Annotated in this window: 16 protein-coding genes; 10 read left to right on the top strand and 6 right to left on the bottom strand. The window is 73.2% G+C overall.

The annotated features are described in order from the left end of the window. Nucleotides 1–294 precede the first annotated feature (294 nt). The 9 genes from HZB25_02030 (at nt 295) to HZB25_02070 (ending at nt 11025) form a co-directional block, all read left to right on the top strand. A complete protein-coding gene (locus HZB25_02030; protein ID MBI5835999.1) occupies nt 295–1548 on the top strand; it encodes an NAD(P)/FAD-dependent oxidoreductase in 1254 nt (417 codons plus the stop codon). Nucleotides 1549–1645: 97 nt separating this feature from the next. Beyond that, nucleotides 1646–2335, top strand: coding sequence for a PTS sugar transporter subunit IIA (locus tag HZB25_02035; GenBank protein ID MBI5836000.1), 690 nt, complete (start codon nt 1646–1648; stop codon nt 2333–2335). After that, on the top strand, nt 2332–4332 hold the full coding sequence (locus HZB25_02040) for an oxidoreductase (GenBank protein MBI5836001.1): 2001 nt from the start codon (nt 2332–2334) through the stop codon (nt 4330–4332). Before HZB25_02035 ends, HZB25_02040 begins: the two co-directional genes overlap by 4 nt. Beyond that, a complete protein-coding gene (locus HZB25_02045) occupies nt 4329–5237 on the top strand; it encodes an NADH-quinone oxidoreductase subunit H (protein ID MBI5836002.1) in 909 nt (302 codons plus the stop codon). Before HZB25_02040 ends, HZB25_02045 begins: the two co-directional genes overlap by 4 nt. Before the next feature lies 1 nt (nt 5238). Then, nucleotides 5239–5901 carry a hydrogenase gene (locus HZB25_02050; GenBank protein MBI5836003.1) on the top strand — a complete coding sequence of 221 codons (663 nt, stop codon included), beginning with the start codon at nt 5239–5241 and terminating at the stop codon, nt 5899–5901. A 1-nt stretch (nt 5902) separates the two neighbouring features. Continuing rightward, nucleotides 5903–7342 carry a hypothetical protein gene (locus tag HZB25_02055; protein MBI5836004.1) on the top strand — a complete coding sequence of 480 codons (1440 nt, stop codon included), beginning with the start codon at nt 5903–5905 and terminating at the stop codon, nt 7340–7342. After that, nucleotides 7339–8826 carry a hydrogenase gene (locus HZB25_02060; protein MBI5836005.1) on the top strand — a complete coding sequence of 496 codons (1488 nt, stop codon included), beginning with the start codon at nt 7339–7341 and terminating at the stop codon, nt 8824–8826. Before HZB25_02055 ends, HZB25_02060 begins: the two co-directional genes overlap by 4 nt. A gap of 13 nt (nt 8827–8839) precedes the next feature. Further along, nucleotides 8840–9667 (top strand): NADH-quinone oxidoreductase subunit NuoB, encoded by an 828-nt coding sequence (nuoB, locus tag HZB25_02065; protein ID MBI5836006.1) that lies wholly within the window; start codon nt 8840–8842, stop codon nt 9665–9667. Nucleotides 9668–9693: 26 nt separating this feature from the next. Next, entirely contained in the window at nt 9694–11025 is a 1332-nt protein-coding gene (locus tag HZB25_02070; GenBank protein ID MBI5836007.1) for a tetratricopeptide repeat protein, read from the top strand. Here HZB25_02070 and HZB25_02075 read toward each other — a convergent pair. Then, a complete protein-coding gene (locus HZB25_02075; GenBank protein ID MBI5836008.1) occupies nt 11011–13782 on the bottom strand; it encodes a choice-of-anchor D domain-containing protein in 2772 nt (923 codons plus the stop codon). The two genes, HZB25_02070 and HZB25_02075, sit on opposite strands and share 15 nt — an antisense overlap. A 36-nt stretch (nt 13783–13818) precedes the next feature. Between HZB25_02075 and HZB25_02080 the strand changes: the two genes are divergently transcribed. Further along, nucleotides 13819–14766, top strand: coding sequence for a DMT family transporter (locus tag HZB25_02080; protein ID MBI5836009.1), 948 nt, complete (start codon nt 13819–13821; stop codon nt 14764–14766). Nucleotides 14767–14840: 74 nt separating this feature from the next. Here the strand turns inward: HZB25_02080 and HZB25_02085 are convergent, their stop codons facing one another. The 5 genes from HZB25_02085 to HZB25_02105 form a co-directional block, all read right to left on the bottom strand. After that, nucleotides 14841–17000, bottom strand: a complete 2160-nt coding sequence (locus HZB25_02085; protein MBI5836010.1) for a hypothetical protein — start codon at nt 16998–17000, stop codon at nt 14841–14843. After that, complete coding sequence (locus HZB25_02090; GenBank protein ID MBI5836011.1) at nt 16997–17362, bottom strand: STAS domain-containing protein; 366 nt, start codon at nt 17360–17362, stop codon at nt 16997–16999. Before HZB25_02090 ends, HZB25_02085 begins: the two co-directional genes overlap by 4 nt. Then, nucleotides 17359–17865: a DUF4388 domain-containing protein gene (locus HZB25_02095; GenBank protein MBI5836012.1), complete on the bottom strand. Its 507-nt coding sequence runs from the start codon at nt 17863–17865 to the stop codon at nt 17359–17361. Before HZB25_02095 ends, HZB25_02090 begins: the two co-directional genes overlap by 4 nt. Next, nucleotides 17862–18788, bottom strand: a complete 927-nt coding sequence (locus tag HZB25_02100; protein MBI5836013.1) for a CDP-alcohol phosphatidyltransferase family protein — start codon at nt 18786–18788, stop codon at nt 17862–17864. Before HZB25_02100 ends, HZB25_02095 begins: the two co-directional genes overlap by 4 nt. 139 nt (nt 18789–18927) lie before the next feature. After that, the gene (locus tag HZB25_02105; GenBank protein MBI5836014.1) at nt 18928–19647 is read right to left on the bottom strand and encodes a glycosyltransferase family 2 protein; all 720 of its coding nucleotides are present in this window, start codon (nt 19645–19647) and stop codon (nt 18928–18930) included. Between the last annotated feature and the right edge of the window lie 64 nt (nt 19648–19711).

The raw sequence follows: 19711 nt of genomic DNA on the forward strand, positions 1-19711 counted from the left end.
GCGGGGGGAGAAGGAGCGTTGGCAGTGCAAACACAGGTAGCGCTGGACGGGGCGTGGCTGGCAGTGTCTGGGGTGGAAGAAGCCGATCTTCTTGAATCGCCAGCCGCTTGTGTGGCAATGGAATGGGCAGGACGGGTTGGGGCAGTGGGGCGGACGGAAGGTGGCCATGCAGGGCCTACCCTGCAGGGTTCATGCTAGACACATTCTTCGAAGCACAACCGAAGCCGGAGGGGCGCGCCGCGGCGCGCCCCTTTCCGCGCCCGCCCCGCGCTTCCGCCCTGCTAGAATCCTCCCATGTCGAATTCCCGCGGAGTCGTGGTGATCGGTGCCGGCGCCGCCGGCCTGATGTGCGCCATCACTGCCGCGCGCCGCGGCGCCGGCGTGACCCTGCTGGAGGGCATGCCCAAACCGGGTGCCAAGATCCTCGCCTCCGGCGGCAGCCGCTGCAATCTCACCCACGACGAGGTGTTCCCGGAAGACTACAACGGCGGCTCGCGCCGCGTGGTGGCGCGGCTCCTGCGCGAATTCGACGCCCGCGCCACGCGCGAGTTCTTCGAGCGCCTGGGTGTGCCCACCAAGCTGGAGCCCACCGGCAAGATTTTCCCCGTCTCCGACTCCGCCGTGACCGTGCGTGACGCGCTGTTGCGCGAGGCCGCCGACGCCGGCGTGGAACTGCGCTGCGGCGCACGCGTGGCCGCGCTGGAGAAGGCCGCCGACGGCGGCTTCGGGATCCGCATGGAGGACGGCGCCGCGCTGTCCACACCGCGCGTGGCGCTGGCCACCGGCGGTCTCTCCTACCCCGCCACCGGCAGCCGCGGCGACGGGCTGGCGTGGGCCACGGCACTTGGCCACACGCTGGTGCCCGCCGTGCCTGCGCTGGTCCCGCTCACCTCGCGCGATCCCGACGCCCGGGCGCTCTCCGGGCTCACCGTGGAAGCGGAATTGATCCTGCGCCGCGGCGAAGAGGGCCGCGAACTGGCCCGCGCCCGCGGCTCGTTCCTGTTCACGCACTTCGGCTACAGCGGCCCCGCCGCGCTGGACCTGAGCCGCCACTACCTCCGCGCCCGAGCCGGGGGCCCCGCCGCGGTGACGGCCGCGTGGCTCCCGGGCGCCACGTTCGAGCAGGCCGACACCGACCTGCAGGCAGCGAGAGAGAGCGAGCCGCGCCGCGCCGTGGAAAACCTCCTCGCCGGCATGCTCCCCCGCCGCCTGGCCGAAACCCTGACCGCCCGCGCGGGCCTCGCGCGCAGCGGACTGTCGCACTCCGTGCTGCTCTCCGAGCTGCGCCGCGAGCAACGCCAGGCCCTCGCCCGCCTCCTCACCGCCTGGCCCCTGGACGTGGACGGCACGCTGGGCTACGAGAAGGCCGAGGCCACCGCCGGCGGCGTGGCGCTCTCCGAAGTGAACCCGTCCACGATGGAATCCCGCAAGTGCCCCGGGCTGTTCCTGTGCGGGGAGGTGCTGGACGTGGACGGACGCCTGGGCGGCTACAACTTCCAGTGGGCATGGTCGAGCGGCTTCGTGGCGGGCCGGGGCGTCGCCACCTAGGGCGGGCATGAACGCCCGCTGCACCTTGCCCGATCTCCCGCCCTGCGCTAGTGTGGCGGCATCATTTCACCGCACTCCAGCCACAGGACGTATAGCGTTGGAACTCTCGCTGGCCGATGCGGCCCGCATGCTGGCCCTGCCTGAACATACACTCTACTGGTGGGCGCGACGGGGGGAAGCCCCGGCGTACCTGGTGGGCGACCGCTACCGGTTCAACGAGGTCGAACTGCTCGAGTGGGCCGCACGGCGCAGCCTCCCGGCGCGCCCCGCGGCCGGGCCGCGCGACCCCGACGCCGTCCAGTTGAAGCCCGCGCTGGAGCGCGGCGGTATTCACCGCGCCGTGCCCGGCGGTGACCGGGCCGCGGTGCTGCGCGCGGTGGTGGACCGTCTCCCGCTGCCGGATGACTCGCAGCGGCCCCTGCTCCTGGAACTCCTGCTCAGCCGCGAAGACCTGGGCGCCACCGCCATCGGCGGCGGCATCGCACTCCCACACCCGCGCCAGCCGGTGCTGCTGGGGCGCGGCGAGCCGCGCGCGGCGCTGGCGCTGCTGGAGCGGCAGGTGGACTTCGGAGCCCCGGACGGCGAACCGGTGCGCGCCCTGCTGGTGCTGATCTGCGCCAGCGTGCGCGCCCACCTGGCGCTGCTGCGTTCGGCGGCGCGCGCGTTCAGTGACGCCCCGTTGCGCTCCCTGGTGCTGGCGTCGGCGGGCGACGAGGAACTGCTCCAGCGGCTCGCCCAGGTGGAATCCGCCGACGGCGCCCCGCCGGTGCCGGAGGCCGCGCCGTGAACCTCTTCCTCGCCGCCCTGGCCTGCCTGGCCGCCGGGACCGTGCTGCCCGCGCTGCTCTACACGCGCCCCCGGACGGCGCTGGCCGTGGCGCTGGCGTGCGCGTGGGGCGGGGCCCTCCTGGGCCTGCCCCCGGCGGTGGCGGCGATGCTGGGCGCGCCCGCGCTCCAGGTCCCCGTCGGCTGGACCACGCCGCTGGGCGTGTTCACCATGGGGCTGGACCCGCTCTCGGGCTTCTTCCTCGTGCCGGTGCTGGTGGTCACCGCGCTGGCGGCGCTGGCCGGCCACCACCGCCTGACGAGTGACATCGGCAGCCGGCGGGCGGTGATGGCCGCGTGCTTCTTCAACGCCCTCACCGCGTCCATGGCCCTGGTGCTGGTGGCGCGCGACGCGGTGTTCTTCCTGGTGGGCTGGGAGCTGATGTCGCTCACCTCCTACTTCCTGGTCACCTACGAGGACGACTCCGCCGAAGTGCAGCGCGCGGGCTTCGTGTACCTGGTCGCGGCGCACGTGGGCGCGGCCTTCCTGCTGGTCTTCTTTACGCTGCTCGCCGGTCGCGCCGGCTCATTCCTGTTCGACGCCTTCGCCGCGGCCGGCCCCTCGGTGCGGGAGCCGCTGCTGCTGCTTTCGCTGGCGCTGCTGGGATTCGGCACCAAGGCGGGGATCGCGCCGCTGCACGTGTGGCTGCCGCGCGCGCACCCGGCGGCTCCGGGGCACGTCTCGGCGGTGATGTCGGGCATCATGATCAAGATGGGCATCTACGGTCTGCTGCGGGCTCTCTCGTTCCTGGGCCCGCCCTCGCCCGGGTGGGGCTACGTGTTCCTGGCGCTCGGGGCGGTCTCGGCGATCGGCGGGGTGGTGTTCGCGCTGGCGCAGCAGGACCTCAAGCGCATGCTGGCGTACAGCAGCGTGGAGAACGTCGGCATCGTGTGCCTGGCCATCGGCGCCGCGCTGCTGGGGCGCGCCTACGGCAACGCCGCGCTGGCGGCGCTGGGCTTCGCGGGGGCGCTGCTGCACGTGTGGAACCACGCGGCGTTCAAGTCGCTGCTGTTCCTGGCGGCGGGCGAGACGGTGCATGCCACCGGCGAGCGCGACTTGAACAAGCTGGGCGGGCTGATGCGCCCGATGCCCTGGACGGGCGCGCTGTTCCTGGCCGGTTCGGTGGCCATCTGCGGCCTGCCGCCGTTCAACGGGTTCGTGAGCGAGTGGCTGATGTACTGGGGATTCTTCGCCGCGGGCCCGGCGCTGCCGGGGCAGCCGGCGGCGGTGTGCCTGGGCGCGGCGGTGGCGCTGGCGATGGTGGGCGCGCTGGCGGTGGCCTGCTTCGGCCGCGCGTTCGGCGTGGCGTTCCTGGGGCACCCGCGCTCCCGCACCCCCCTGCACCCGCACGAGGCCGACGCCGGCTCGCGCGCGGCCATGCTGGCCCTGGGGGCTGCCTGCGCGGCGCTCGGTGCGTTCCCGGCCCCGGCCTTGCGCGCCTGCCGGGCGGCGGTCGAGGGGCTCACACCGGGCCTGCCGTCGGCGCTGCCGGTGCTGGACGCGGCCGGCACCACCGCCGCGCGCGTGGGGGTGTTCGCCCTGGCGCTGGTGTGCGCGGCGGCGGCGCTGTTCGTGATGCGCGACCTGCTGCTGCGCGGGCGCGCCGTCTCGCGCGGCCCCACGTGGGGCTGCGGCTACGAGCGGCCCGCGCCGCGGATGCAGTACTCCGGAAGCTCGTTCGTGCAGCCGTTGCTGGAGCTGTTCCGCGACGTGGTGCCGCGACGGGTGAGCCGCGAGCCGGTGGAGGGGCTGTTCCCGGGCCGGGCCAGCCTCACGTCGCACCCGGTGGACCCCGCGGAACACCGCCTGTTCCGCCCCGCGTTCACCTCCCTGCCGGAGCTGCTGGCGCGATTCCGCTGGATGCAGCGGGTGCCGGTGCAGGCGCAGCTGCTCTACATCCTGGTGGGGTTGATCGCCCTGCTGGCGCTGGGACTCGGGGGCGTGCCGTGGGCACGCTGAGCGCGCTGGCCCAGCTGGGGCTGCTGCTGGCGCTGGCCCCGCTCACGCAGGGCGTGGCGCAGCGGGTGAAGTCGTGGATGGCCGGCCGCCGCGGCCCCGCGCTGCTGCAGCCGTACCGGGACTTGTTGCGGCTGTTCCGCAAGGGAGCGGTGTACAGCACCACCGCCACGTGGATCAGTCAAATGGCGCCGCCGGTGATCATGGCCGCAACGCTGGGGGCGTTCCTGTTCGTGCCGCTGGGCGCGCCGCGCGCGCCGCTGGCCTTCCCGGGCGACCTGGTGCTGTTCGCCTACCTGCTGGCGCTGGCGCGGTTCGCGCTCATCGCGCTGGCCATGGACGCCGGCTCGAGTTTCGAGGGCATGGGCGCCAGCCGCGAGGCGTGGATCGCCGCCATGGCCGAGCCGGCGCTGTTCCTCGCGCTGGGGGCGCTGGCGGTGATGTCCGGCGAGATCTCGCTCTCCGGCCTGCTGGCCAGCGGCAGCGGGGCGTCGCTGTACGGCGCGGGTCTCACCCGCGCCCTGGTGGCGGTGGCGCTCTGGCTGGTGCTGCTGGCGGAGACCAGCCGCATGCCGGTGGACGACCCCGCCACGCACCTGGAGCTCACCATGGTGCACGAGGTGATGATCCTCGACGTGAGCGGCCCGGACCTGGCGCTGTGCGAGTATGCCAACGCGGTGAAGCTCTACGGGCTCTCGCTGCTGCTCTCGCAGGTGGTGGTGCCGCCGGGCGCGGGCTGGGGCGCGCACCTGCTGGCGCAGCTGGCGGGCGTGGGCGCGTGCGCGGCGCTGGTGGGGGTGACCGAATCGCTCACCGCGCGCGTGGCCATGCGCCGCGTGCCGCAGCTGCTCATCGGCGCCTCGGTGCTGGCGGGCGTGGCCCTGGTGGCCGCGCTGGGGGCGCGCTGACATGCACGCAGCCATGAACATGTCGCCCCCGGCCGACGCCCTGCTGCTGCTGGTGCTGCTCATCGGCCTGTACATGCTGGACACCACCCGCCTGGCCAACTGCATCCGCGCCGGCGCGCTGCAGGCCGCCCTGATCGCGCCGCTGCCACTCATGCTGCACGCCGGCCAGGCGGGCCCGCACACGCTGCTGATCACGCTGGTGCCGCTGCTGCTCAAGTCCTTCGTGGTGCCGGCGTTCCTGTTCTGGACCGTGCGCGAGGCGCAGATCCGCCACGAGGTGGAGTTCCTGCTGGGGCCGCGCGCCACGCTGCTGGTGGCCGGGGCAGCGGTGGCCGGAGCGTTCGCCCTGTCCGAGCACGTGGCGCTGGGGGCCGCCGCGCACTCGCGGCTGCTGGGCCCGGTGGCGCTCTCCACGGTGTTCTTCGGAATGCTCATGCTGGTCACGCACACCCAGGCCATCTCGCAGGTGGTGGGCTACCTGGTGCTGGAGAACGGCGTACTGCTGTTCGGCCTGGCGCTCGCGGGCACCATGCCGTGGATGGTGGAGATGGGCATCCTGCTCGACGTGTTCGTGGCGGTGTTCATCATGGGCATCTTCGTCAACCGCATCCAGACCACCTTCGAGGGCGGCGACCTGCCGGCCCGCGGGCCCGAGGACGACTGAGATGAACCTCTGGTTGCCGGTGGCCGGCCCCGCCGCGGTGGCGCTGGTGACGTACTTCGTGCGCGGCACCGCCGCACGGCGAGCGATGCTGGTGCTGGGCGCGGCCGGCAACCTGGCCGCGGCCCTGGTGGTGTGGCTGGCGCCGGGCTCGGCCCGGGGGGACGAGTTGTTGCGCGCCGACGCGCTGGGCACGCTGTTCCTGGTCATCACCGCGGCGCTGTTCCTGGCCGTCGCGGTCTACTGCACCGGCTACGCCGCCACCTCGGGCACGCCCGTCTCCCGCGCCCGCGCCGACCGCTGGCTCGCGCCGGGGCTGCTGCTCTCCGTGGCGTCCATGAACCTGGTGGTGCTGAGCCGTCACTTCGGCATCCTGTGGGTGGGCGTGGAGGCCACCACGCTGGCCACGGCCCCCCTGATCCACCACCTGCGCACGCCACGCTCGCTGGAAGCCACGTGGCGCTATCTGCTGCTGTGCTCCGTGGGCATCGCCCTGGCGCTGCTGGGCACCTTCGCGCTGGGCATGGCCGCGGGGCCGGGCGACGTCTCGTTCCGCGCGCTGCAACTGGAGCACCTGGTGGCCCGGGCCGTCTCGCTGGATGCCGGCTGGCTGAAGGCCGCGTTCGTGCTGATGCTGGTGGGCTACGGCACCAAGATGGGCCTGGCGCCCTTCCACACCTGGCTGCCGGACGCCCACGGCGAGGCGCCCGCGCCGGTCTCGGCGATGCTCTCGGGGGCGCTGCTCAACTGCGCGTTCCTGGCGGTGCTGCGCGGCTTCCAGGTGTGCGCCGCGGCGGGCCTGCTGCGCTTCGCCTCGGGCCTGCTGCTGGCGGTGGGGCTGCTGTCGCTGGCGGTGGGCGCGGTGTTCGTGGTGGGCCAGCGCGACTACAAGCGCATGCTGGCCTTCTCCAGCGTGGAGCACATGGGCGTGCTGGCCACCGGCGTGGGCCTGGGCGGCATCGGCGTGTACGGCGCGCTGTTCCACGCGGTGAACCACTCGGTGGCCAAGGCGCTGATGTTCCTGGTGGCGGGCAACCTGCTCACCGCCTATCGCTCGCGGCGCGCCGAGGACGTGCGCGGTGCGCTCACCGCCTCGCCGGTGGAGGGCGTGCTGTGGGTGTGCGGCTACTTCGCCGTCTCCGGAGTCCCGCCGTTCGGAACGTTCTTCAGCGAGTTCCTGATTTTGCAGGCGGGCCTTTCCGGCGGCCACGTGGCGGCCGGCGTGACCTACCTGGCGCTCCTGGTGATCGTGGCCGTGGGGATGGCGGCGGTGATCCTGCCGATGGTGCACGGGCAGCCCCGCGGCGAGGTGCGCAGGTCACTGGGGCCGTGGCGTCGCGTGGCCCCCGCGGCGTTCCTGCTGATCGCGGCCACGCTGGGCCTGTGGCTGCCGCCCGACCTGCACCGGCTGCTGGCCGACGCCGCGCGGAGCCTGGCGCCATGAATGTGCTCACCCCGCTCGAGCTGTCCAACGGCGCGGCGTTCCCGCTGGCCGAAGCGCCCCCCATGGCGGTGGAGGTGTTCCGCGGCGAGGTGATCCGCGAATGTCGCGCCGATGCGCGCCTGGCGGCGCTATTTGGCCGCCGGCTGCCTTCCGGAGACCTGCGCCTTCAAGCGCTGCTGGCGCACGACGCCGAGGGCCGCCTCACCCTGTGTGGCACCGACCTGCGGGCGGGGGTGCTGGAATACCCCGCGCTCACGCCGGAGGCGCACGAAGCCCACTGGTTCGAGCGCGAGCTGGCGGAACAATTCCGCGCCCACCCCCGGGGCCACCCGTGGCTCAAGCCGCTGCGCGCGCACCCCGTCGCCGACGGTCCCGAATACCCCTACTTCGCCGTGGAGGGCAGCGGCATCCACGAGGTGGCGGTGGGGCCGGTGCACGCGGGGGTGATCGAGCCGGGCCACTTCCGGTTCCAGTGCGACGGTGAGCGCGTGCTGCATCTCGAGATCCACCTCGGTTACCAGCATCGCGGCGTGGAAGATCTGCTCGCGGGTGCCCGCGACATGCGCGCGGTGGCGCTGGCCGAGTCCATCGCCGGGGACAGCTCCGTGGCGCACGCCCTGGCACACTGCGAGGCGGTGGAGGCGCTGGCCGGCACCGAGCCGCCGCTGCGCGCCCAGGCGCTGCGCGCGGTGGCGCTGGAGCTGGAACGCGTGGCCAACCACGTGGGCGACCTGGGCGCGCTGTGCAATGACATCGGCTTCCTGCCCGGCGCGTCGTGGTTCGGCCGGATGCGCGGTGACGCGCTGGGCCTCAGCCTGGCGCTCACCGGCAACCGCTACGGGCGCGGGTTCGTGCGCCCGGGAGGGGTTTCGGCGGACCTGGACGCCGGCGCCGCCGCCTCGTTGGCCGCCGACGCGAAGCGCCTCGACGCCGAGGTCCGCGAGGTGGCCGAGGTGTTGTTCAGCTTCGGGCAGGCGCTGGCGCGCTTCGAGGGCACCGGCCCGGTGGACTACGAGACCGCCGAGAGCCTCGGCCTGGTGGGCCCCGCGGGACGCGCCAGCGGCTGCGACCGCGACGTGCGGCGCGACCATCCCTCGGGCTTCTACCGCTTCACCCACGTGCCCGTGGTGGTGCTGGAGAGCGGCGACGTGAACGCCCGCGCGCTGGTGCGCCGCCTGGAGGCGCAGCACTCGCTGGCGTTCATCCGCGAGACCCTCACCCACCTGCCCGCCGGACCGGTGCTGCGCGAGGTGCGACCGCTGCCGCCGGAGTCCGCCTCGGTGGCGCTGGTGGAGGCGTGGCGCGGCGAGGTGGTGCACCTGCTGTTCACCGGCGCCGACGGCAGCATCGAGCGCGCCAAGGTGGTGGACCCGTCCTTCCACAACTGGATGGGGCTGGCCATGGCGCTGCGCGGGGGCGACATCTCGGACTTCCCGCTGTGCAACAAGAGCTTCAACCTGTCCTACGCGGGACACGACCTGTAGGGGGCGCGCGACCATGCACCGCATGTTGAAGGCCCGCCTGGCCCAGCCCTTCGCGACGGTAAACCTGCCGGTGCCGCCGGCCGGGTTCCCGGAGCGCTACCGCGGCCTGCCCGCGGTGCGCCCGGAGCTGTGCCCGGCCGGCTGCCGAGAGTGCGCCGACGTGTGCCCGTCGCAGGCCATCGAGGTGGCGCCGCTGCGGCTGGACCTGGGCCGCTGCGTGTTCTGCGGCGAGTGCGCCCGCGCCTGCCCCGCGGACGCGATTTCGTTCACGCGCGAATCGCGCCAGGCAGTGAGCACACGTGAGGCGCTGGTGCTGGAGGGAGCGGCGAGCCCGGGCACGGCGGGCGCGAACCCCCCTGGAGCCGGCGGCTCCCCGGGCGCGCCGCCAGGTCAGCTCCCGCGCGAATTGCAGCTCGCCCACGCCCTGGACGAGAAGACCCGCTCCCTCTTCGGCCGCTCGCTGCGCCTGCGCGCCGTGTGCGCCGGCGCCTGCAACGGCTGCGACGCCGAGCTGGTGGCGCTGGGCAACGTGGTGTTCGACCTGGGCCGCTACGGGGTGCAGTTCGTGGCCTCCCCCCGCCACGCCGACGGCCTGGTGGTCACCGGGCCCGTGACCCGCAACATGGATGCCGCGCTGCGGGAGACATGGGAGGCGGTGCCCGAGCCGAAACTGGTGATCGCCGTGGGCGCGTGCGCCATCAGCGGCGGCGTGTTCCGCGAGAGCCCGGAGCAGCGGGGCGGAGTGCACGGCATGCTGCCGGTGGACCTGTACGTGCCCGGGTGCCCGCCGCACCCGCTGACTATCCTGGACGGTATCCTCCGGCTGCTGGGCCGGCTGTAGATTCCCGAACGCGAGGAGGGATGACCGTGGACCTGATCCGATTCGTGCTCTTGCTGGCGTGGTGCGCCCTCGGGCCGCAAGTCGCGACCGCGGGGAAGGCCGACGCCGTGTCCGCAATCCCAGTCACCGCCACCACCGGGGGCGCTGCCGCAGACGCAAGGGATGCCGGCGCCGCCTCCGCCGCGACGCCGATGCCGGCCGATTCCCTCTACCTGGCCGGGCGCGACTTGTTCATGCAGAACCGCATGCAGGCCGCCTACCCGCTGCTGGCGGAAGCCGCGAAGCAGCGGCCCACCGACCCGGACCGCCAGGCGTGGCTGGCCGAGACGCTTCGCCGCCTGGGGCGCAGGCCCGAGGCGGTGGAGGTCGCGCGCGCGGCGACGGCCCTGGCCCCGTGCCACTCGTTCGCGCTGGCCGTGCTGGCCGACTCCTACAATCCACAGTACGGAACCTGGGCGGACGCTTCGGCGGAGAGCGCCTGGGCCTGCGCGCGCAGGGCGGTAGGGTGCGACTCCACGGACGGCAGCGCATGGGTCTCGGCCTGGGTTCTGGCCCAGCAATTCGGCGACCGCGCGCTCGAGCGCCGGGGGTTGCGCGCCTTCGTCTCCAGCGGCTTCCTCACCCCGCCGCTGCTGGCCTACTCGCGCTGGGTCCTGCGCGACCTCCCGCCCAACGCGGTGCTGCTGGCCAACGGCGACATGGACACCTACCCGGTGCTGGCGCTCCAGGAGGCCGAGGGGCTGCGCCCCGACGTGGCGATCGTGAACCTGCCGCTGCTCAACACCCGCTGGTACATCCGCATGGTGCGCGACCGCTACGGGCTGCCACTGCCGTGCAGCGACGCCGGGGTGGACTCGCTGCAGCCCTTCCGGAGCGGGGGCGGCGAGGTGATGCTGATCGCCACGCAGGTGGCCCGCTCGTGGGTGGATGGAGTGAAGGCCGGCACGCTGCGCCGTCCGCTCACCGTGGCGCTCACCGTGCCCGAGCCGCCCGCCGACGCGGGCCGCTTCATGTTCTCCGGGCCGTACTGGCTGTGCATGCCGGACTCCGCCGGGGCCCGCGTGGACACCGCCCTGGCGCGCCGTTGCCTGCAGACCCTGGATCCCCGGGATTTCGCGGGCGATGCCGTCGGCCCCAACGACCGCAGCCCCATCCGCCGCCTGGGCACCCGCCGGCTGCCCTCCAACATCTCCGCTGCCGCCATTCGCTACATGGACGCCCTGCTGTACTACGACCGCCGCGACGACGCCGCGGCGATGCTCCCGTGGCTGGAGCGCTTCGCGCCCCTGGATCCGGAGCCCGGGCGCTTCAGGCAGGTGGTGGACGACTACCGGAAGAAGATCTCAGCGAAGGATTGAGCGCGGGGCGGGGATGCGCGGGGGGGCAACGGACCGGGTGACGCCGCGCGCCTGCGAGCCTGGCCGGGTGAATCCACGCAAGTTGCCCCCGGGTTCGCTCACGACCTGCGGCCCGTACGAGCCCTGCGTGGGGCCGAAGCGCTGGACGCGGTGGTTGTGGAGATCCGTCGCGAAGACGTATCCGGACGCCGAAATGGCGAGGTAGGGCACCCAGGAGAACCGCCCTGACTCTTGGCCGCGGCCGCCCCAGCGGGAAATCAACCCGCCGCCCCTGGTGTACTTGCTGATGGTGAAACTCGAAGTCGAGTAGTACCCCTTGCGGTCGGGGCCGTCTCCCACGTAGACGTTGCCCAGGGCGTCAAGCGCCACGGTTTGCGGTCCGCGCAGCTGTCCGGCGCCGATCAGTCCTGCGGTGCCTCCATTCTGCGCATAGATGTTCACTTGTTCCCGGTACGGTTCCGCAATGAACGCGACGCCATCCGGAGCCACCGCCATCCCGGCCGGACAGCACAATTGATTGTTGTCGGGCGACTGGCAGACCACGCCGGATCCGATCCACCATCCGCACATCGTGGTTGCCCCGTAGGTCCGAACGAAGGCCCCGGAGCCCGTGAACACCTGGACACCTGTGCTCGCGAGGAAATAGAGTCGGTCGAGGGGTCCCAGGGTCATGCCCTCGCCAGGTCCGTGATTCAACGTCCACGCAGACCCGAAGGTGAAATCTGAGCCAAATACCTGGACCCGGCCGTTGACGCTGCCGTTGTCCTCCACGTAGATCTTGTCCTTGCTGTCGACAGTCAGCCCAAAGGGCCGCGTGAACTGCCCGGCCCCCTCGCCCGGAGAACCGAAGCTCCCCACGAACTGCCCGTCCGCGGTGAATTTCTGAACCCGTGCCAGCACGGAATCGAGCACGAACACGCTGCCCTCCGAGTCCACCGCGACCGCAACAGGGGCCTGGAACTGTCCGTCGCCATTCCCCTGGCTTCCGAAGGAGAGGTACCCAGGCGCGAGCGTAGGGGCGGCGACCCTTCCGTAGCCAAGCAACTCGGTGACCGCGCTGCAGCCGGTTGCGGAAAGGCTCACGGTGGTCCAGAACTGTCCCGTGTCTGGAGGTGAGAACGAGATGATGAGCTTGCGGCTAGCGCCGCCACCGATGTTCAACACGCTGTCCGGGGACATGGAGAAGCCCCTGGTGTATGTGCCGAGCATGGGGCGAACGGTTAGGACCTGATCCCCGGTGTTGGTGATGGCGAGTTCCTGCTCGCTGGACGATCCGATGAGCAGCGTGTCGAATCGCATGTACGTGGTGCTGACGGCGCACCCGGGGGGACGCGGAGGAATCTCCCCATTGCCGCTCATCAGCACGCTCCCGCACGCGCCGCTTCCCATCGATAGGGCGCACGTCCGGCTGCCTCCCGCCTGCGGCGCGAACCGCACCGTGAACTTGGCAGAGTCCCCCGGCGAGAGGTTGTACGTCGCGCCGCCGATCACCGAGAACTCCGGGCAAGCCGCGCTCACCGAGCCGGTGACCGGTTGTGTGCCACCCGCCTTGAGCGTCACGATGCGGTCGGTGCTGAACCCCACCTTGACCGTCCCGAAGTCCACGATGGAGGGCGTCACCCGGCACGCCGGCGCGGATGTGCCCGTGCCCAGGCATCGTACCGTTCCGCAGTCGATCCCGCCCGCGGAGATGCGGCACGTGTCGGTCCAGCCCACCGCCTGCGGCGTGTAGCACACGGTGAACTTCTTCCACTCGCCCGTGATCAGGCTGTACGTGGAGTCGCCCAGCACGCGGTACAGCGCGCAGGAGCCGCGCACCGATCCGGTCAGCGTGCCACCGCCGATGTTGGTGACCACGAAGTCGCTGCAGCGGGCCTGTCCCACGCCCACGCTGCCGAAGTCCAGCGCCACCGGCGCCACCTGGCACACCGGGTGAATCGCCGCCACGCCGGTGCCGGTGGCCACCACGCTGCCGCAGCCGCCGTCGGTGAGGTCGATCACGCAGGTCTGCAGGCCCGTCGTGGCCCGCGCCGGCCGGGCCTTTCGCGGCGAGCCGCGCAGGAAGTCCCAGAATCGGCCGAGGGCCGCCGTGGCCGTTCCGCCCGCGGGCCCGCCCACGCCCGCCGGCCTGAACTTCACCGTCACGCGCGCCGATTCCTGCGCCGCCAGCGCGTAGCTCCCTCCGCTCACCACCGTGAATCCCGCGCAGGAGGCCGTCGCCGTTCCCCGCAGCACGCCCCCGCCGATGTTGCGCACCGTGAAGCCCAGCACCGACGAGTCGCCCAGCACGACGTTGCCGAAGTCCAACCGCTGGGGGCTCACCGCGCACGCCGGCTGCGCCACTGGCATCGCGGTCCCGCGCCCCGAAAGCGACACCGAGCACCCGGACGACCCCGTCCCCAGGTTCACCGCCAGCGAGCACGCGCGCACCAGCGTGTCGGCGGGAGTGAACCGCACCGTGAACCGCCTGCTCTGCGCCTGCGCGAGGCTGAACGAGTCTTCCCCCACCAGGGTGAACGGCCCGCACGCCGGGGCCACCGAGCCTGCGAGCGTCCCCCCGCCCGTGTTGGCGACGGTGAACTCCAATTCCGCCGAGTGCCCCAGCGAGACGAGCGGGAAGTCCAGCGAGGCGGGCGTGACCAGGCACATCGGCGGGTTCGGCGTCACGGTGCTGCTCTTGCCGCAGGCCAGCGAGAGCAGAAGGAAGCCGCAGAGGGCGGTGGAAACGGCGCGCAGGAAGCGTCGGCGAGCGCTCATGCCGCGATTGTCGCACCGCTCGGCCCGCGTGGGTAGATGCGTCCGCAATCGTGTTACACTCCCCCCTTAACAACACGGGAGGCCGCACTGCACTACGCCGGAGAAATCGCCGCCCTGGGCACCGCCATCTGCTGGGCCTGCGGCTCCAACTTCTTCGCCGCCGCCGGGAAGCGCCTGGGCTCGTGGCACCTGAACCGCCTTCGGATCACGGCGGCGGCGGTACTGCTCACGCTCTCGCTCACCGTGGTCAGGGGCTCGCCCCTGCCGCTGTGGGCCACTCCCTCCCAGGTCGGCTGGCTCGCACTCAGCGGGCTGGTGGGCTTCGTGTTCGGCGACAGCTTCTACTTCCGCTCGCTGGTGATCCTGGGCCCGGGCAAGGCGGCGCTCATCTCCTCGCTCGCGCCGGTGTTCACCGCCCTGATCGCGTGGCCGGTGCTGGGCGAAACGCTGGGGCCGCTTGCATTGGTGGGCATGGCGCTCACGCTGGGCGGCGTGGCGTGGGTGGTGCAAGGGAGGATGCACGAGGAGAGGCGCCACGCCGAGGGCTCGGTGTTCGTGGGCGTGGTCGCCGGGGTGCTCTCGGGACTGGGCCAGGCGGTGGGCTACGTGATCTCGAAGCTGGCGCTGCGCGAGGGGCTGGACCCGCTCTCGGCCACCGTGATCCGCGTGCTGGCGGCCACCGTGGCGGTGTGGATCCTGGCGCTGTTCGGCCGCGACGTGGTGCAGTCCGTGCGCGGCCTGCGCGACCGCACCGCCGCACTCACCATGGCCGCCGGCGCGTTCTTCGGCCCCTTCCTGGGTGTGACGCTCTCGCTGGTGGCGCTGAAGCACACCTCCGCGGGCGTGGCAGCCTCCATCACCGCGTTCTACCCGGTGCTCACCATCCTGATTTCGTCGAAGTTCCACCACGAGAAGATCACCGGGCGGATCGTGCTGGGCTCGCTGGTGTCGGTGGCGGGCGTGGTGGTCCTCTTCCTGAAATAGCAGCGCCCCGTCGAAGCGGGGCCCATGAGCCGGTGGATTGAATCGTCCGCGGCGAAGACCGCGTGGGCGCACCCCTAGGGCAACCCCCTCCGCCGCCGCACCCACCACTCGGTCCCGAACAGCAGCAGCGCCAGCGCGTAGGGCCACCATTCCCGGTGCAGCGCCAGCTCGCGCGAGCCCCTCGGTCGGCGGCTCTCCCGCTCCACGGCCCGGGCCAGCCCGACCGAGTCGGCGGCGCTGAAGAACTCCGCGCCCCCGGCCTGCGCGGTGCGGCGCAGCGCGGGGCCGTCCGGGGCGCTCTCGATCCACTCCTCGCCGGTGGGCTCCACGGCGGCCTCGGCCTGCGCCCGGGCGGCCTCGCGCCCGGCGCGCATCGCCCGGGCCACCAGCCGGTAGCGGCCGGGCTCCAGCGCGGCGGAGGCGCGCGCGCCGCCTTCCGGCATCGGCTCCACGGGCATCGCCGTGGCGCGGCCGTCTTCGCCCACGGCCTCCAGGCTCACGCGGTCGCCCGCGGCCTGGCCCGTCACTTCCACCTCCAGCGCCTCCCCCAGCTCCACCACGCGCCGCGACGGCCGCACGCTGAGCGCGGGGCCCGCGCCGGGCTCGTTGAGCCAGCGCCACACGCGGGACAAGAAAGCCGGGAACACGTCGCTCCCCCCCGGCGCGCCCTGCGCGGTGAAGGTCCAGCGGTACAGCTGTCCGGCGTTCAGGGCGAACACGCGCCCGCCGCTCGCGGGTCGCAGCGTGGCGCCGATCACCGCCGCACCGCGCGGGGACTGGAGAATGCGCTTCGCGCCGGGCCGCAGCGACAGCGGGTGCACGCCGGCGGCCGGCGGCAGGTCGGCCCAGCGCGCCAGCTGGGCGGGATCGGAGCCGTCCTCGCCGAACAACGCGTCGCCGCGCGATTCGGGGGCGGGCTCGGGAGCCAGCGCCGCGGTGCCGGCCTCGGCCTCGCCCTCCACCGCGAATGGCAGCAGCGGCGACACCGGCGTGCCGGTGTAGGATCGCAGTCCCGAACCGCCTCCATAGGCCCACAGCCCGGCGCCCGCACGCACGCGGGCAGCCACGGCGGAGAGCACCGCCGGAGCTCCGGGGGCTCCCTGCAGGTCGCCCAGGACGATCACCGCCGCGCCGTTGAGGCGCGTGGCCAGGCCCGCGGGCGTCACACTCTCGCCTCCGCCGGGCCGCACGTAGCCACCCCCGGGCCCGGCCATCCAGAATTCAGGCGCCAGGTCCGGCTCCTCCTCGAGCGAGCGGCGCAGGAACGAGAAATCGAAGCTGGGGGCGCCCTGCAACAGCACCACGCGCGCCTTGTCGGCGAGCACTTCCAGCGCGAAGAGGCGGCGGTTGTTGAGCGCGGTCAGTTCGCCCGGCACGGGCGAGAGGATCACGTCGTAGAAGTGCACGCCCGGAGTCTCGGGGGTCACGGTGAAGCTCAACTCGGTCTCACCCGCGCGCGGCAGGCGGACATCCTGGCGGGCCAGCGTGCGGCCCGCCTCGCGCAGCTCCACGGAGGCCGCCCGCCCCGCCAGACCGCGGCAGCGCACCGTGACGCGCACGGGAGTGGGGCGGCGCACGTAGGCGGTGGCGTTGGCGGCCACCTCGCGCAGCGCGGCGTCGGGCTCGGCGGCGGAGTCGGCGGCCAGCACCGTGATCACCGGCAGGCCCAGCCGCTCGGCGCCGGACCAGGGCTCCTGGCCCTGCGTCACCGCGCCGTCGCTCAGCGCCACGATCACCGCGGGGCGACCGCCGCTCAGACCGCCCGAGGCGGCCAGCACGTCGCCCAGCGCCGTGGCGCCGCGGAACGCCGGCCCGCCGACCGCCGCGCTCTCCGCCAGCGCGCGCGCGAACCCGCGCTCCACCACGTCGAACCGCCCGCCCAGCGCGCGGCGCAGCGCCGAGGCGGCCCGCGACGCGGCCTGCGCGCGGGTTGGCGCTCCACCCGGCCCGGACGCCAGGTCCATGCTCAGGGAGCGGTCTTCCAGGATCACCACGCGGAAGCGCCCCGAGGCCAGCTCGGGCCAGCGCACCACCGGGCCCAGCATCACGAGAAATACCAGCAGCCAGCCGGCCCCGCGCAGCGCCCGCAGCGCGCGCCGCCAGCCGGGGGAAAGCGGAGTGTCACCGGGGGGATAGGCCCACACCGCCAGCCCCACGGCGATGGCCAGCGCGGGGAGGAGCCACAGCAGCGAGGAGCCGGTGGAGAACGAGAGGGCGAGCGGGATGGCGGTCACAGCGTCGCGCCGGCCCGGATGGCGGCCAGCGCTTCATCGAGATCGGGGTGGCACGGCATCAACTGATCGAACTCCAGCAGACCGTAGACGTCCGCGACGTCGCGGGTGAGCCCGGACAGGTGGATGCAGCCCCGGCGGGTGCGCACGCGGCGCAGGGTGCCCACCAGCGCGCCCCAGCCGGCGGTGCTCATGAAATCGAGCCCGGAGAGCTCCAGGGCCAGGTGGTCGTGCCCGCGGTCCAGGGTGGAGTCGAGGGCCTTCTGGATCTCCACGGCGTTCTCGGAGTCCACCGCCCCGCGGATCCGCAGGACGGCGATCGGCGCTTCGAGCAGTTCGATGTCCACGTGGAGCTCGCGCCTCACGGCCTCACCCTCCCCAGGGATTCGGTTTCTTCGTCGAGCCGGCGAAGGCTCTCGAACAGCAGCCGGTCCAGCGGCGGGCGGTCCGGGTAGCGCGGCCCGCGCGCGGCCACGCCCGGGCGGAACTGGAACGTGCCGTGCTCCCACGCCAGCAGCCGGCTCAGCACGGCCAGCAGCTGATCCTGGAGCACTTCGGCCAGGGTGTCCGGGGCGACCTCCCCGGATTCCACCAGCACCTCCCCCAGCGGCCGTCCCGCGGCCAGCGCACGCAGGGCCGCGGATTCCACGGCCGCCCCGGTCACGCGCCCGGTGGCCCTCAACAGGTCCCCGAGCCGCGGCCGGTCCACGTCGGCCTCCACCGCGCTGATGCGGCCCTCCTCAAGATAGACGCGCGCCGCCGCCCCTCCGTTGCTGAGCTCCAGCGCGCCCGCCGAGCGGGTGTAGCCCAGGAACTGGAGCACGTCCGCGGGCGGGAACACCGACAGGTCCCCGGAGAGCGCCGTCACGGGTCCCTCCGGCGCGGCGGCTTGAATTCCACGTCCGCCATCACCCGCGGCGGGGCGGTCTTGACCCCGGTCAGCTTCACGTTGTACCAGCCCATGACCCCCACCTGCACCACGGCGGCGGCGGTCAGGAAGCCGATGGCCGTTTCCAGGAGCTGCGCCACGCGCGCGGTGGTCTCCGCGCTCCCGCCGGCAGCGATCAGCAGGTGGGTGCCCACGAGTGCGTAGATGAGCACGCCGGAGGCCTTCCCGAAGGCCGTGGGCTGGATGCGCACCGGCCCGCGCGCCACGTAGATGTAGAGCGCCCCGAACACCAGCAGGCCGTAGCGAACCAGCACCAGCGCCAGCACCCAGGCGGGCAGGAGGCCGCCCTGGTGCAACCCCACGATCATGCAGAGGTTGAAGAGGATGTCCACGACCGGGTCCAGCACGCGCCCCAGCAGGGTGCCGCCCATGGCCCGCGCCAGGAGCCCGTCCACGACGTCCGTGAGGCCGCCGAATACCACCCAGCCCAGCGCCAGGCTCCACTGGCCGGTGGAGGCGAACATCAGCACCCCGGGGGCCATGGTGGCGCGCAGCAGGGTCAGCCAGTCGGCGGCGCTCAGGCGCGAGCAGGCCACGCCCTCGGGGGTTCGGACCAGGGCCAGGTGGGCCAGGCACAGCAGGGTGGCGGTGAGCGTGGCGAGGGCGGAGGCGCGCAGGTAGGCCACCGCGAAGCCCGGACCCGGAGAAAAGGACAGCGCCACCGAGGCGAGCACGTGCAGGACGAACATCCCGGTGCCCACGGTGAGCACCGAGCGGGTGGCCTGCGGGTTGTTCCACACCCGCTCCCGCACCAGCGCGCCGACCCGTCGCACGTAGGTGGCCCAGGCCGCCCGGCTGTAGCCGGCGGCGCGCACGTCCTTGAGGTATTCCTCGACGAACATAGGTGTTCCGAGTCCCTCGGACCCCGCCCCGGCCCCGCTTCGACGCGCTGCGGTCGCAGGCGCCGGGGGGCTTCGGCGTGGGAATTGGGTGAGTATCCCCCAACCCGGCGCGGGATTCAACCGGGCCGGCGGGGAGGTCCTACTCGGCCCCCGGGCGGCCCCGGGGCAGCCCTCGCAGACCCGCCGCCAGCAGTGTCCACAGGATCACCCGCCCCGCGTGGAAGCTGCCGGCCAGACTGCCCGAGACCTTGGAGACCCCCGCGCGGCGCCGGCGGTAGCTCACCGGCACCTCCTCCACCCCGAGCCCCATCCGCAGCGTCAGCACCTGCATTTCCACGGTCCAGCCGAAGCTGCGGTCGCGCATCCCCAGGGCCAGCAGGGCCGGGAAGCGGATGGCGCGGAAGGGCCCCAGGTCGGTGTAGCGGTAGCCGTGGAAGAGGCCGATCCAGGCGGTGGCCAGGGCGTTGCCGAAGGCCTGCACCGGGCTCAGGGAGCCCGGTTCGGGGTTGCCGCGCACGCGGGAGCCGATCACCAGGTCAGCCCGCCCGGCCTCGATGGGCTCGAGCAGGCGGGCCAGCTCGCCGGGCTCGTCCGAGAGGTCGCCGTCCAGGAAGACCAGCACTTCGGGGGGGTTCGCCACCAGGTGCTGGATGCCGGTCCAGCACGCCCGCCCGTAGCCGCGACGGGGCTCGGAGAGCACCGTGGCGCCGGCGGCGCGGGCGGCAGCCGCGGTGCCGTCGGTGGAGCCGTTGTCCACCACCACCACCTCGCGCACGCGGCCCGGGGGCAGCGCTGCGATCACCCTCGCGATGGTGCCTTCCTCGTTGAGTGCGGGGATCAGCACCGCCACCGATGTCATGTCCCGGCCCTCCCCCTTCGCCCGCGCGGGACGCCACGACCGGCCGGACAGGAAGGCACGGTCG

It is taken from the genome of Candidatus Eisenbacteria bacterium (genome assembly GCA_016235265.1).
GTDB lineage: Bacteria > Eisenbacteria > RBG-16-71-46 > RBG-16-71-46 > JACRLI01 > JACRLI01.